13 protein-coding genes are annotated in these 14,159 nt (G+C 44.4%); 10 read left to right on the top strand and 3 right to left on the bottom strand.

Going from position 1 to position 14,159, the window contains the following annotated elements; all coding sequences use genetic code 11:
- Positions 1-31 precede the first annotated feature (31 nt).
- From J2X75_RS05270 to J2X75_RS05290, 5 genes are all read left to right on the top strand, one after another.
- The gene (locus tag J2X75_RS05270; RefSeq protein WP_036608707.1) at positions 32-289 is read left to right on the top strand and encodes a YolD-like family protein; all 258 of its coding nucleotides are present in this window, start codon (positions 32-34) and stop codon (positions 287-289) included.
- Positions 290-388: 99 nt separating this feature from the next.
- Positions 389-508 (top strand): hypothetical protein, encoded by a 120-nt coding sequence (locus J2X75_RS05275; protein ID WP_017688846.1) that lies wholly within the window; start codon positions 389-391, stop codon positions 506-508.
- 156 nt (positions 509-664) lie between these two features.
- The gene (locus tag J2X75_RS05280) at positions 665-1,168 is read left to right on the top strand and encodes a ferritin (RefSeq protein ID WP_017688845.1); all 504 of its coding nucleotides are present in this window, start codon (positions 665-667) and stop codon (positions 1,166-1,168) included.
- A 474-nt stretch (positions 1,169-1,642) separates the two neighbouring features.
- Positions 1,643-2,383 (top strand): polysaccharide deacetylase family protein, encoded by a 741-nt coding sequence (locus J2X75_RS05285; protein ID WP_310334747.1) that lies wholly within the window; start codon positions 1,643-1,645, stop codon positions 2,381-2,383.
- A gap of 44 nt (positions 2,384-2,427) precedes the next feature.
- Entirely contained in the window at positions 2,428-3,339 is a 912-nt protein-coding gene (locus J2X75_RS05290; RefSeq protein ID WP_310334748.1) for a hypothetical protein, read from the top strand.
- 173 nt (positions 3,340-3,512) lie between these two features.
- On the opposite strand, the gene J2X75_RS05295 is transcribed toward J2X75_RS05290, so the two are convergent.
- The 3 genes from J2X75_RS05295 to desA all read right to left on the bottom strand — a co-directional run bounded on the left by J2X75_RS05295 (position 3,513) and on the right by desA (position 6,403).
- Positions 3,513-4,112 carry a response regulator transcription factor gene (locus J2X75_RS05295; protein WP_036608692.1) on the bottom strand — a complete coding sequence of 200 codons (600 nt, stop codon included), beginning with the start codon at positions 4,110-4,112 and terminating at the stop codon, positions 3,513-3,515.
- Positions 4,109-5,257, bottom strand: coding sequence for a sensor histidine kinase (locus J2X75_RS05300; protein ID WP_310336659.1), 1,149 nt, complete (start codon positions 5,255-5,257; stop codon positions 4,109-4,111). Before J2X75_RS05300 ends, J2X75_RS05295 begins: the two co-directional genes overlap by 4 nt.
- 87 nt (positions 5,258-5,344) lie before the next feature.
- Complete coding sequence (desA, locus tag J2X75_RS05305) at positions 5,345-6,403, bottom strand: Delta(5) desaturase DesA (protein WP_091016855.1); 1,059 nt, start codon at positions 6,401-6,403, stop codon at positions 5,345-5,347.
- A 375-nt stretch (positions 6,404-6,778) separates the two neighbouring features.
- On the opposite strand from desA, the gene J2X75_RS05310 reads away from it, so the two are divergent.
- The 5 genes from J2X75_RS05310 to J2X75_RS05330 all read left to right on the top strand — a co-directional run bounded on the left by J2X75_RS05310 (position 6,779) and on the right by J2X75_RS05330 (position 14,015).
- Positions 6,779-7,618, top strand: a complete 840-nt coding sequence (locus J2X75_RS05310) for a YitT family protein (protein ID WP_310334754.1) — start codon at positions 6,779-6,781, stop codon at positions 7,616-7,618.
- Positions 7,619-8,158: 540 nt separating this feature from the next.
- Complete coding sequence (locus tag J2X75_RS05315; protein WP_310334756.1) at positions 8,159-9,388, top strand: ROK family transcriptional regulator; 1,230 nt, start codon at positions 8,159-8,161, stop codon at positions 9,386-9,388.
- Positions 9,389-9,424: 36 nt separating this feature from the next.
- Positions 9,425-10,477: an ROK family protein gene (locus tag J2X75_RS05320; protein WP_310334757.1), complete on the top strand. Its 1,053-nt coding sequence runs from the start codon at positions 9,425-9,427 to the stop codon at positions 10,475-10,477.
- Positions 10,478-10,526: 49 nt separating this feature from the next.
- Positions 10,527-11,750 (top strand): MFS transporter, encoded by a 1,224-nt coding sequence (locus J2X75_RS05325; protein WP_310334758.1) that lies wholly within the window; start codon positions 10,527-10,529, stop codon positions 11,748-11,750.
- 21 nt (positions 11,751-11,771) lie between these two features.
- Positions 11,772-14,015, top strand: coding sequence for a helix-turn-helix domain-containing protein (locus tag J2X75_RS05330; RefSeq protein WP_310334759.1), 2,244 nt, complete (start codon positions 11,772-11,774; stop codon positions 14,013-14,015).
- The last annotated feature ends 144 nt before the right edge of the window (positions 14,016-14,159 follow it).

The raw sequence follows: 14,159 nt of genomic DNA on the forward strand, positions 1-14,159 counted from the left end.
TCGGGACGTCGGAGTAGAGGAGGCAGCCACATTGGCAAAAGCAAAAGTAGCAAAAAGACCTACACGGGATGAGTTTGAACTTGAAGAGTTGGGAAACCAGCTGGTTGAAGCCTTTCGGGAACGTTCGGAAGTACTGTTGACGGTATGGGGCAAAGAAGATCAGGTGCAAGGAGTCATCGTCAAAATGGACTCCCGTACACGACTTGTGCATGTAGAGTATACCGAAGAAGAGTTCACAGCGAAGGTACCTTTTCTGGATATCATGCGTGTGCAATCTCCTCGGTACTGAACGAAAAAACAGCAATCTGAATAATTAAGGCATCCGCCCTGTCAAAGTCGTTCTTCCTGCATAAGATAACCCATACCTATTGCAGAGGAGGTACGGTCAATGAGCGAAGTATTAGGTGGAGAAACAAGAGGCTACGGATACGGAGGTTTCACTTCTGTAGGTGCCATTCTGGTTCTGTTCATCCTGTTGGTTATCATCTCCAAAGCGTTCTTGGTATAATTGCATATCTCTAAAGAATGAAAGAAGCTCTGCCATTGCGGCAGAGCTTTTTTGTTCGTTCAGTCCTTGGCGAATTTTGTAGAAAATCGGTGTAAGTCCTGCTTACGTTATGTTAGAATATAACCATCCCTAGAGAAAGAAAGAGGTGTTTTGATTATGAGCCAAGCGTTAACAGAATCTTTAAATGAACAGATGAATTTTGAGTTTTATTCCGCTCATGTATATCTGGCTATGGCAGCCTATTGTTCCAGCAAAAGTCTGGATGGATTTGCGAACTTCTTCATCGTGCAAGCGGAAGAAGAGCGATTCCATGGCATGAAAATATACAAATTCTTGAATGATCGTGGACAACGTGCCACACTTGCGGCTTTGCCAGAACCGAAGAATGAATATGCTTCGATGCTGGATGTATTTGAGCATGGTTATGCTCATGAACAGCAAAACACGAAAAAATTCTACAATCTGGCTGACATCGCTCTGAATGAACGTGAACATGCAACGATGTATTTCCTGAAGTGGTTCATTGATGAGCAAGTTGAAGAGGAAGCATTGTTTGACAACATTATTCAGAAGCTGCGCCGCATTGAAAAAGACAGCAATGCCTTCTACATGCTGGATGCTGAGTTTGGCAAACGTTCGTTCACTGCTCCTGCTGAATAAATGCACGTAGGGAGTCAATAAGATTCCAGCGTCAAAACACCATTTACATACAGCATGAGGTAATGATCCTGAAAGCAATGGGGGTTTAATCTCCTTGCAAGGGATGATGGTTTGATGCCATATGCTGATTGAAGACAAGGAAGCCTGCACTTGTGCAGGTTTTTTTTGCATGCATAGATATTTAATGATTGTATTGATTTGCTTGAATTGGAGTAAAGGTCTATCAAAATTCTGTATGTGGGTAATAGAGGATATGTCACAAATGATCTATCCTGACGGGACCTTATTTTGCGCAAATCTATCAAATTCGTATTAAATTTTAGGTTTATCTGACAAAAGTGTAACTCTACCGTAGCCTTTGGAGCAAGAACAGGAGCCACTATCTTTGATAGTATTAGGATTAATCGCCAAGGGATGAAGGTAGAAAAACATGGACACCCGGGGAAATATAACACATAAGGGAGACTTTAAATTATGCTACATATTCGTAAATCTATCATGGTCACACTTGCTATTTTACTAATCATTCCACTATTATTGCCGCAGTCCGTATCTGCCAAATCAGCTGCATCCAAGGATGGTGCAAGCAAAGCAAATTCCAAAATCATATACCTGACGTTTGATGATGGGCCAACCGCTCATACGGGTCAGTTACTGGATATTCTGGATCAGTATCATGCGAAGGCAACTTTTTTCATGCTGGGTCCTCAAATGGAGAAATTTCAGAAGGCTACCAAACTAATCGTAGCTGACGGGCATGGATTGGGCCTGCATGGTGTGACTCATGTTCCAGGCAAATTCTATAAATCTGCATATAGCGGATTAAAAGAGATGCAACAGGCCAATGTAAGTCTGAATAAGGTTGCCGGAGTTAAAACAAGTCTCGTGCGGACGCCATATGGTAGTAAACCTTATCTCAAATCGGCATTCCGTAATGTACTGCTGGGCCAGGGTGGATTTCATCTATGGGATTGGAATGTGGATTCGGAAGACTGGAAATACCAGAAAGATCACCAGAAAGTCTATAACAGTGTAATGAAACAGATCCACAATGTGCAAAAGAGCGGAACAACACCAGTTGTGCTTATGCACGACCAGGAAGCAACGCTGAAAGTATTACCGCAAGTATTGAAAACTTTGAAGGCAGAAGGGTATCGTTTTGAAGTATTAAGCAAAAAAGTGCAGCCGGTTAACTTCTGGAACGACAAGCGTTAATCTTTTGAATTTTTAGATTGGCTACAACGAAGGAGGTACACATCATGAAGAAACAACCATTATGGATCACCATTCCAGTAACGACAGCCGTTTTACTTGCTCTGGCAGGATGTGGCGGACCGGATTCAAATGCAGCATCATCAGAGAATAGTTCTTCACCAACGACAACAGTGGGTGAGCAGACCGAGACTGGCAGTGGTGGTGCTGATTTCTCTAATGAAAATGAAACAGGAACCAAAGAGAATACGGGCACAACAGATAATGAAGACACATCAGGATCGAAGGCAAATGACAACCAAGTTGCCACAGGTCAATCAGGTGTGAATGATGTGATCAAGCAAGTTCGCAACCAGTTGAAGATGAAGGATGCAGCGTTACCCACTTCATTCACATTGGACAAGGGTACATCTTTGGGTGCAGCAATACTGTCCAATACTGCTGATGCATTTAAGGTAAACTTCTACGCTACCACTCAGTCTGTTGCCGTTAATGATCAATCTTTAACTGCATCCGACAGTAAGATACCTGTACTGGCTTCCTATGAAGTGAAGACCTATAAGGACTCGAATCAGCCAGAAATTTTCCCTGAGACGGACCTGAAAGATATTCCAGCAGATATGGCTGTGGATCTGGGACATGGCATCAAAGGCATGAGTGAAGGTGCCGCAGGCAGTCAATATCTGACTTGGCAAGAAGGTAGATGGACGCTGGAAATTCGTTCGGTTTCCGAGGATGAAATGAATAATCCGGGCATAGCGAAGAAAATGGTGGAGTACCTGGAGTCACATACCTTGCCTGTACCCAAAGATAAAGGGTACATCAAGGTTGAATATCCAAGTGGTGGAAAGTCTGTTCATTTAACAATCTCATGGCAGGACGGTAACAAAATTCATCAGCTAATGACCGATCAAGTGCCATTAGAAGCTCTTGGTATGGTTGTATCTGTGAAATCTTGAGTATTCTACGGATATTCTGCAATGTAGAAGAGATGAGGGTGGGATTGTTACGATAGACCTAAAAAAAGCTTGGCCCAGCAAGAAATTGCTGGGCCAAGCTTTTTATTGGTTATCGCAGCTTATGCAGCCGGGGTACATGCTTATTTTTGTTTCAATGGGTTAAAGCGGTGCTTTCATTTGAACCACCCTTTTTCCTTGGAGCGGGTGATGGCCTCAATGCGGTTACTGGCATTTAACTTGTTGAGAATAATGGAGATGTAGTTACGCACCGTTCCCGTTGTGATGAACAGATGCCCGGCGATTTCCTTGGTGTTTTTCCCATCTGCCATGAGGCCTAGTACGGCGTTCTCCCGTTCTGTCAGGGGGTTTTCTTCTACATAAGCTTCATCTACCAAGTCGGGAGCGAAGATGCGTCTGCCATTCATAACTTGGCGGATCGACTCGGCAAGTTCTTCAATTGGACTGTCTTTGAGCAGGTAACCACGGACACCGCCCTTCAGGGCACGTTCGAAATATCCGGTCCGGGCAAAAGTGGTCAGGATAATGACCTTACAGCTCATTCCTTTGAGTTCTTCTGCGGCTTCAAGGCCGCTTTTCACGGGCATTTCTATATCCATCAGACAGATGTCTGGTGCAAGCTCCTGGACAAGGGCAAGGGCTTCCTGGCCGTTGCTGGCACGTCCGACGACTTCCATATCTTCCTCTAGATTGAGGAGGGAGGACAAGGCGCCGAGCATCATGCGCTGATCTTCCGCGATTACAATTCTAATCATGATTCTGCCTCCTTTATCGGTTTGCGAACAAGTTTCGGAACATGAATAATGATCGCTGTACCCTGGATGTCTGTCGCAGAGCGAATATCCAGACAACCGTTTACAAATTCAAGTCGTTCCTTCATGCCCAAAATTCCTGTTCCGCGCCGATCCTGTTTGCGAGTTCGTTCTATTCCAACACCGTTATCTTGTACGGTTAATACATTATCCGCTAGGGTTTCCTTAATGATGATGGTACAGGTTGTTGCCTGACTGTGTTTGACGACATTGGTGACAGCTTCTTTCAAGCACATACCGAGCACATTTTCATTCAATTGTGATGTATCCTGTAACTTCGGATTGCCTTCCAGCACAAATTCAATTGAAGCAGCCTTCAGAATTTGCTCCGCCCGGAACAGTTCATCGACCAATTGTGTACCACGCATGGTGGTGACCATTTCCCGGACCTCTTTCAGAGCTGTACTTGCCGTTTGTCTGAGGTCGTTCAATTCAATCTCGGCCTGATCGGGATTATTGCGGAGCAGCCGTCTCGCCAGATCGGTTTTCAGACCGATCAGAGAGAGCTTCTGTCCAAGTGTATCGTGCAGGTCACGAGCGATACGCTGGCGTTCTTCCATTTTTACGAGATCATCAAGTCGCTTGTTCGCATTCTCCAATTGGCCTTCCAAATGTTCAGTTTTGTTTTTGTTATACGTACTGATTGGAAGCAGGATGGAGGCCATTAAGCTGATGAATACAAACGGGAACTGACTCACGAGCAATGAACTCTGATTGATAAAACCATAATTAATGGTTAGGAAACTGGCTCCCAAGTTCACCGAGTATAGGGTGAAGAAACCGGCTTTATTTTTAATATTCCCAATAAAAAAAGCAAGAAACAATGAGAAGTAGGCATAATCATAGGCGATCGTCATCGTAATGGATATGGCAATGAGTAATCCAATCCACATGTATACCTGCCAGCCCTTGGTGATGAAGGCGAGCAGATAACAGACGAAAAAAACGAGAATGATAATAATGCCTGTTACCATCGTCCATAATTTGGAATATTGTGAAATGTAATAGAAGGGCAGGATGAAAAAGACGAGCCATACATAAGGATTTAACCCTGTATTTTTATAAAAAATCTGCATCCACTTTTGAATGTAATTCTCCTCCTTGCACTTGTACTCAACTTTAGCATGACTGTAGCATGACTATGGCTTGAACACAAGAAAACGAATCCGACAGAGTTAAGGCTTCTCTGTCAGACCCGCTGGATTGGTTACTCGGATAGGCGGTTGAACATACGGCTTGCGGGACAAGTTTTTGAGCTGTCTGAAGCTAATAAACTGTTTAGAATCTTCATCCCACAGACGGAAGCGCAGGGCAACCAGACTTGAACGTAGTGTAATAGTAGTTGCTTTTTGCAAAGGTGGTGTTGCGTTATGTGCTTCTTCCAAGAAATAGTTAGGTACACGTGGGCTCAAGTGATGCACATGGTGAAACCCAATATTACCACTGATCCATTGCAATAATTTTGGCAATTTGTAATAAGAACTGCCTTCAACAGCTGCTTTTACATAACTCCACTCATCTTCATGTTCAAAATACGTCTCTTCGAACTGATGTTGAACGTAGAACAGCCAGATACCAAAGAAACCGGAGAAGAAGAAGATAGGTGCCTGCACCATTACAAAAGCCTGCCATCCGACTAACCAGGACATGAATGCATAGAGCACTACGATCAATACGGTAGTCAGGTGTGTATTGATACGTTCTTTACGTCTAGCACCTTTGCGGTTAAAACGGTAAGCCAACAGAAACACATAAATGGGTCCGATACAAAACAATACAAACGGGTTACGATAAATCCGATAGAAGAGACGTCCCCAAGGAGAAGCTGCTTTGTATTCGTCAACCGTCATAACCCAGATATCACCTACACCACGTTTGTCAAGATTACTGCTTGTTGCGTGATGGATAGAATGCTCGTTTTTCCACTGCTGATAGGGTGTCACTGTTAATACACCAGTAATGGTACCGAGAATATCATTGGCGCGTTTGCTCTTGAAGAATGAACCATGACAGCAGTCATGGAAAATAATAAAGGTCCGAAGTACAAATCCGGATGCCACCAAAGCAATCGGGAAGGTCAGCCAGTAGGAAACCGATAAGCTAAAGTAAGCTGCAGCCCATAACAAGAAGAGCGGGAGCAATGTATTGATTAACTGGCGGATACTTAATCTGAGATCATTTTTTTCGTAAGGGGTAACTTCTTTTTTTAAGGCCATTTCTTTTGATCTGTTCATAAAATTGTGTCCTCCTTCAATCGTTATAACTGTAATCAGCTACAACTTGGCGTTTCCCGCTAGACTTTCCTGTAGGGAAGCGTTTTTATCATTGTAAAACAATCCGAACATGACAGTAAGTCATAAACGTCAGCCTTCTGTAATGACGAATATCAATGATGGACCATGACATTTGTCATGGGTGTATGATACTCAATAACTCTGTAGAAGACAGAAGAACAGGTTTTACTAATTCCTTTGCACAAATTACGCAACAATTTGTATTATGTATACAAATTTTGTTGTTAGCATGGTAAAATCTATCCTTGAGTGATTATGACAACTTATGAGACGGGTCGATTAGGTTGATTTCTGATGGATTGGATGGAATGCATAATGAAGAAACGAATTACGGATATCCTATTTATTATGGCAGGTGCATTTCTGTTTGCACTGGCGGTGAACCTGTTTGTCATCCCGAACGACTTGGCTGAAGGCGGCGTCACGGGTATCACGATTATTTTGTATTACCTGTTTGAATGGTCCCCTGGACTGATGAACTTGATCCTGAACGGTATTTTGTTAATTGTGGGATATCGGTTTCTTGATAAAACGACTACGGTATATACGATTATTGCGGTTGTATTCAACTCGTTGTTCCTGCATCTGACGGAGAGTTGGACGATTGCATCGAATGAACTCTGGATCAATACCATTTTTGCTGGAGTATTTGCCGGTCTTGGTATTGGCTTGATTGTTAGAGTGGGAGGCACAACGGCGGGAACAGTGATCCTGGCCCGACTTGCCAACAAATATCTGGATTGGAATATCAGTTACGGACTTCTGTTCTTCGATCTGATTGTGGCTTTCTCCTCATACTTCATCATTGGACCGCAAGGATTAATGTGTACAATTGTCTTGCTGTTTGTTGGAACCAAAACAATGGAGTTCATTATTGAAGGGCTCAATCCGAAAAAAGCAGTCATGATTATCTCATCCAAACAGGATGAAATCGCGAAGCAAGTCATTGAGAAAATGGATCGCGGAGTAACCGTCCTGTCCGGTCATGGCTATTACACGAAAAATAAGAAAGAAATTCTATACATTGTGATTAGCAAACAGGAAGTTTCTATGCTGAAGAAGATTGTACGAGCAGAAGATGAGATTGCTTTTATCACCATTCATGACGTGCGTGATGTTTTCGGTGAAGGATTTATTGAACTCTCCAAAACTTGATGAATATGTATATAAGGAAGAAAGAAGTTGCGGTGAAATATCACCGCAACTTTTTTGATAGGTTAATGGTGGTACCCGGTATTAATCTAGTTCAATAAGAAAGAACCCTTCTCCATAAGAGAAGGGCAAAAGAGTATTAATAATGTCTTCTTTTTTTGATTCCACAATATTCAACAGTGACATGACAGTGTTTTTTACACTTTGTAGGGACATATTTAACTTTGGTAACACAAGTTTTCGTAATTTTTTTGTAAAAACACTTTGGTCTTGGATGATGACATTTATGATGTTTTCTATACATATTAAAACCTCCCTGATCGTGATAAGGTATTCTATGAGCGTGGCACTGTTTCGGAAATGTATAAACGTCTATTATTGTATAATAATTCCTTTATTAGGCTTTTGTGTTACAGGTGAAGGTTGGTTCTTTCTAGTAAAAGAGTGCAATGACAAAAAGCTGTACACCTACCAAACACGATGATATATTGATTTTAATCAATTTGTTAATAAACCTAACTAACTATAAGAGGAGGCGATAACATGGCTGGCACACCGCAATTTATCCGCAATCTGAATGAAAATCTCATTATGGATGCCCTCATGACTCAGGGAACCATGTCGAGAGCGGATATCAGCCGCCAGACCGGACTTAGTAAACCAACGGTGTCTTTGGCGGTCGAACATCTGATTGACCGTAATCTGGTGAGGGAAATGGGGCGAGCTGACAACGCTCAGGGTCGCAAAGCAACCCTCATTCGTTTCAATGAAAGGGCTTATTATGTCTGTGGTATAGATATCGGCGCAACACGTATTCGGATTGCATTATCCGATCTGAATGGAGAGATCATTGCCTATCGAACATATCCCATGGTTGTTCAAAAAGCTTATGAGCGAGCAGAAGCGACGATGCTGGAGCTTCTTCGAAGCCATATGAACGAATTGCTTGATGAGAATCATCTGAACTGGGATCAGATTCAGTGCATCGGGTTTGGTATACCAGGCGTAGTGCTGCCAGATTCAGGGCGTATCAATCGTATTGTGGACCCGTTAGCGGGTCTGGAAGAAGCTTTCTCTCTAGAGTCGTTGTCAGGAGCTTTTCCTTGTGAAGTAATTCTGGAAAATGATGTGAACCTTGCGGCCCTCGGGGAGTATCGGAGTGGTGCAGCAGCAGAATATCCCTTGTTTGTTTTTTTCTCCATCGGTACAGGGACGGGTGCTGGCATCATGGTACATGGCCAATTGCTTCGAGGTTTAGGTGGCTTAACTGGAGAGATCGCAGAGATGCTGGTAGACGATGGCCGGCGTCTGGAGGAAGCGCTGTCCGCTGATGGTCTGATGCAACTGGCGAAAGATTATCTAGATCAGCATGATGAACTATTATTGGAGGCTGCTGATTCGGGTGCAGATATAAATGTAGATGTAGTTGCAAATGATCTTCACAGACACCTTACTCCCGAGAAGTTATTTGAAGCTGCGCGCAATGGAGAAGTAGAGGCGTTAGACATTCTACAACAATACAGCCAGAAGATTGCTTCCGCTCTGCGGCAGATTAGCGTTGTGCTTGCTCCAGATCTCATTGTGCTTGGCGGAGGTATAGGAGGGAACGGTGATGTGTTATTGCCTTTACTGAGGCAGATCATCTCTGAGCAATTCCCGGTGCAACCACAGTTAATCTGTTCCAAGCTTGGTGAGCAAGCTGTTGTTACTGGTGCAGTGCAGGTAGCCATACAACAAACGATGCTGAACCTTCAGCAGGAAGCCATGGATTAAGACATTGGATATACAACATGTGAGGAGGGAAAAGGCATGACAGAATCCGTGAAAAACGTAAGTAATAATTATCATTCCAATCAGGATGGTACGGTTGGAGGTGATCCATCCGGCTGGATTGCAGGTATTGACATTGGAGGCACCAAAACATTAATGCTCTTGTCATCACAAAAGGCTGGAAATGAAGTTCATGAACGAATCTTGCCTACGCTTGCCAGTGATCAGCCGGATGAGTTCTTCCGATGGTTATTCGCTGAATTGGAAACATTCTGCCGCGAAGTTGGATGCAGTCTGGATCAACTTAACGGTGCAGGTTTGGGATTCCCTGGTGTGATTCTGCAAGAGGAGGGAATACTGCGAAATGCTCCGGCTTTTCAGTGGCCTGAGCTAGATATTCGCCCTGTTATTGCGAAGTATTACAGAGGGAATATCATGTTGGATAATGATGTGAATATGGCCGCAATGGGAGAGTATGATCAAGGGGCAGCGCAGGGACATCAACACTGTGTGATGGTCACGGTTGGAACGGGCATTGGAGCTGCTCTTATCCTGAATGGACAGCTCTACAGCGGCCAGAATGGAGCAGCAGGTGAGATTGGGCATTTCATTGCAGGAGACGAAGGGCTTCATACCGGTTACGTTGCTGATGCGGATTCCTTTGGCGTATTTGAGCAAGTGACTTCAGGTACGGGAATTACCGAACAGGCGAGGCGTTATTTTGCTGCTGGAAAGGGAAATTCCTTATCCCTTATCATGAGTCTGGCAGGAGGGGAAGCGGAACAGATTGAAGCCAGGCATGTATTCAAAGCAGCCGAGTCGGGTGATCTTGCAGCCCTGGAAATTCTGGAACTGCCCATGCGTTATATGGCTAGAGGTCTGGCGAATATTACGGCTTTACTCAATCCTTCCATTATAGTGATCGGTGGTGGCGTGGCTGCATCCAACCCATCCTATTATCTAAATGAAGTGCGCACACGCCTCCAACGTTACAGCGTTCTGCCTACACTTTTAGCTGTAGCTGAACTGGGGAACAAAGCAGGGGCAATCGGGGCATTGGCTGCAATCAAGTCGAGTCTGACACGCACATAAAAATAGAGAATAGGCGAAGCAACTACAGAAATAAAGGATGGAGATCCGGATGAGAAGTAGACATATGAAGGCTTACACAGAGAAAACAAAAGCCGATTCCAATGATGCAAAACGTGTTTTACTCCAATTGCAGGGCCTATATCTGTTTATGGGGCTTGCCGGGGGAATGTTTAACCCGTACATTAACCCCATTTTGGTTGCACAAGGTTTTTCCAGTAAAGAAACCGGATTTATCATGGCGTTTGGCACACTTGTATCTATTATTCTTCAACCTATATGGGGAATTCTGGTAGATAAGTTTAAAAAGACACGGTTCGTACTGGTGATAAGCCTGCTTGTTCCTGCATCGTTAGCGTACTTCTACAATATTCAAGTGTACTTTATATTAATATTGATTTATACTTTATGCACTATATTCCAAGTGACTCAAATACCCGTTGCTGACTCCTATGCGGTTACCGCCGCGAGAGCAGCCAATACCTCATATGGCATGATCCGACTCTTCGGCAGCATAGGAACGGGAGTTGGTGGATTTGCCGCAGGGATGTATCTCTCCCAATTTTCCATTCACATGTTATGGCTGCCATTTCTTCTGTTTAACATTCTGAGCGCTATACTGGCAAGTACACTTCCCCGGCAGACGAGCATATCCTCGTCCTCGGTAACCTTCTCCGTAGGTTTGGCAAGATTGCTCCGAAACCGGACATTCCTTCTATTTCTAACAGGTTGTTTCCTGGTTAACCAAACGCTCACTGCGTTTAACTCCTTTTTTGTCATTTCATTTCAGATGGCTGGCGGTTCTGTGACCATGACGGGTACAGCACTGTTGCTGGCGTCAATTACCAATGTTCCATCCATGTTGGCAGCGGCATTCATACTCCGAAAATGGGGACATGAACGGACGATGCTGCTTGCGGCGGGGGCGTATATGTTACGTTGGGGAATACAATGGCTATGGCCGACGCCTGAGGTCATGATTGGCGTTCAGGTGCTGCATGGATTATCCTTTGGATTCTTCTATATTGCAGCAGTGGAATATGTGGCATCAGTTACGGGACGGGAAATGCAAGCCACGGGACAAAGTTTATTTAACATGGTGTTTGCTGGCCTGGGCGGAATCGTTGGTAATATGCTTAACGGATATTTACTCGATTCCGGCGGTCCATCACTGATGTATCTGACTTGCACGATCAGTGCGGCATTAGGATCAGTGATTCTGTATATCGTCAGCAGGCAGGCCAAAGAACAGAGAAGAGCATACTCATTAGAATAGAGATGGAAGGAGTTGGAGCCTATGAAAGTAAATCTGAAGCGGAATTGGCACACCAAGTTGATGTATTCGTATTTCCCCATTTTTCTGCTTACGATTTCCATTCTGATCTTTCTCTCCTTCCTGATTGTCAATGAACTCTCACGTAACGAAACACAAAAAGCCGACATGATCTCCACCCGTTATATCGTGGATACACTGGAGCGCTCGCTAAGCGACATTGAACTTCGTTTGCTTGAAGACATTGGTGCAAACAAGACATATAGTCGCTTTCTGGAAGCTGGACAGGGACAATTATCGAGTCAGTTCATTTATGATGCGGCAAGTGGGCTGGGACGTATGCTGGATCAGCAGGATATGATTCAATCCATTTATCTCTATCGCATGTCCGATTCCCAGATACTTACGCCCAGAGGCATGATGCGTTTGGAAGATTTCGAAGATCGTGCCTATATTGAGCAAGCCTTGAAAGATCGGGAGAACCTCGGTTGGAACCTGCCACGTGATTATAAGGAACGTTCCTTTGACATACCTTCACAGGTGATTAGCATGAATAAGTGGCTTCCGTTACCGTGGGGCGGGGAAGGTCTGCTTGTCATTACCATCCGCATGTATACAGTAGAACGGCAGATTGATAACATGACCAATGAAAAGTTATCTGTTCTTCAGGTTCGGGATAAGAGCGACAATCTGATCTATACCGCGCATCAAATGGACCCTTCAGCAGGTGAAATCCTTAATCGTGTGACTGCGGACAAGCTTGGTCTGGTCTTTGAGAGTGGTATTCAATCCGGACAACTGTATTCATGGGTATCCCTTGTTTCTTATGTGTGGATCGGTATTGGTTTATTAACGATTGTTGGTGCGGTGGCGGGACTAATCTACATTACTCGAAGAAATACACGCCCCATCCAGCTGATCATGAATCGAATTCAGGCGTTACAGCCACGTGCCGAGGAGGATGAAGCAACTCCATCCGTCAAAGATGAATTGGCCCTCATCGACCGTGCGCTGGAACATCTGATTGCTCAGACGGTTAACTATGAGAAACAACATCATGAAAACTTGCTGATTCATCGCAGACAGCTGCTTGTTGATCTGATGGAAGGAGAGCGAATGGATTCATTCCGTCAGCGACTTCGCCATCTGCAACCGCTGGAGGAACGATTCATGGAACCGAAGAGTGTTGCTGTCCTCATTGCGGAGATGAATGGTGACGATCTCTCGACCAATCAGAATATTCTGAAGATTGCGCTTATGAATGTAGTGGAAGAACTTGTGCAGAATGAGACCCAGTTCGGCGGTTGGGCTGAATGGTTTGGGAACCGCAGGCTTATTGTGGTGATTACATCGGATGAGCAGGAAGGACTGGACCGTGAATTGCTTATGGATCTGGCTAAGCAGATGCATATGTGGATTGCGGAACACTTCCGACTCCGGTTTACCTTTGGCATTGGACGAACCGTATCGGGCTGGGAGGAGATCACTCGATCCTATGCGAGTGCAGATGCGGGTTTGCAGCATAGACTTACTCTTGGTAAAGATGCCATCGTTCTCAGTGAGCAACTGCCGGATCGTATTGAGCTGCAATCGTACAAGTATCTGCAGATGCTCGCGGACTTTGTCCGTGAATTCAGGCTTACGGGTGATGGTTGGCGGACACAGCTGGATCAGATGTTTGTTGCGTTCAGCGAAGATCAGATTACAGATAATGATATTCGCATGTTGCTGCAGGCATTAATCCAGATGTTGTCCCGTGAATTCGGGGAGCTGTCTGAGCGGTTGCAAAGCCAATTTGCCGAGGAAATCCTGACTCGTCTTCGTAGTGATATCCAGCAGGTGGAGACACTCGAGGGGATTCAAGAGATTTTGCAGGAATGGCTTAAAGAGGTGTATCGCAATTATGTATCTGTAAATGAAACGAAAAGTCATCGCGCGATGATCAACGAGCTGCGGATCTATATTGAAGAGCATTTTGATGATCCGGATCTGTCGCTGAAACATCTGAGTGATCGGTTCCAGATCTCGGGCAAATATGCGAGTTATCTGTTCAAGGAAGAGTTTGAGATGAAGTTTGTTGATTTTCTGGTGAAACTGAGGGTCGAAAAGGCCTGTCGTCTGTTGTCTGCATCCGATATGGCTGTTCAGGATATCGCTCTGCAAGTGGGTTATGCCAATGCCATCTCTTTCGGCAGAGTATTTAAACGGATTATGGGCGTGACACCAGGGGACTACCGCAAGCAGGGTGGAAAACAAGGGGATCAATAACTGAATTACATCCGAGTATCGGGTGAAATCCAATAATCTTAGAGATATCTATGAAATCTCCTGTATGAGGGAATAAGGTTCGTAACTTATCGTCCTTTGCAGGCAGGAGATTTTTTGGCTGTTCAACCACGATCTTAGGCCAGT

The sequence above is a fragment of the Paenibacillus sp. 2003 genome (genome assembly GCF_031455635.1).
Taxonomy (GTDB): domain Bacteria; phylum Bacillota; class Bacilli; order Paenibacillales; family Paenibacillaceae; genus Paenibacillus; species Paenibacillus amylolyticus_B.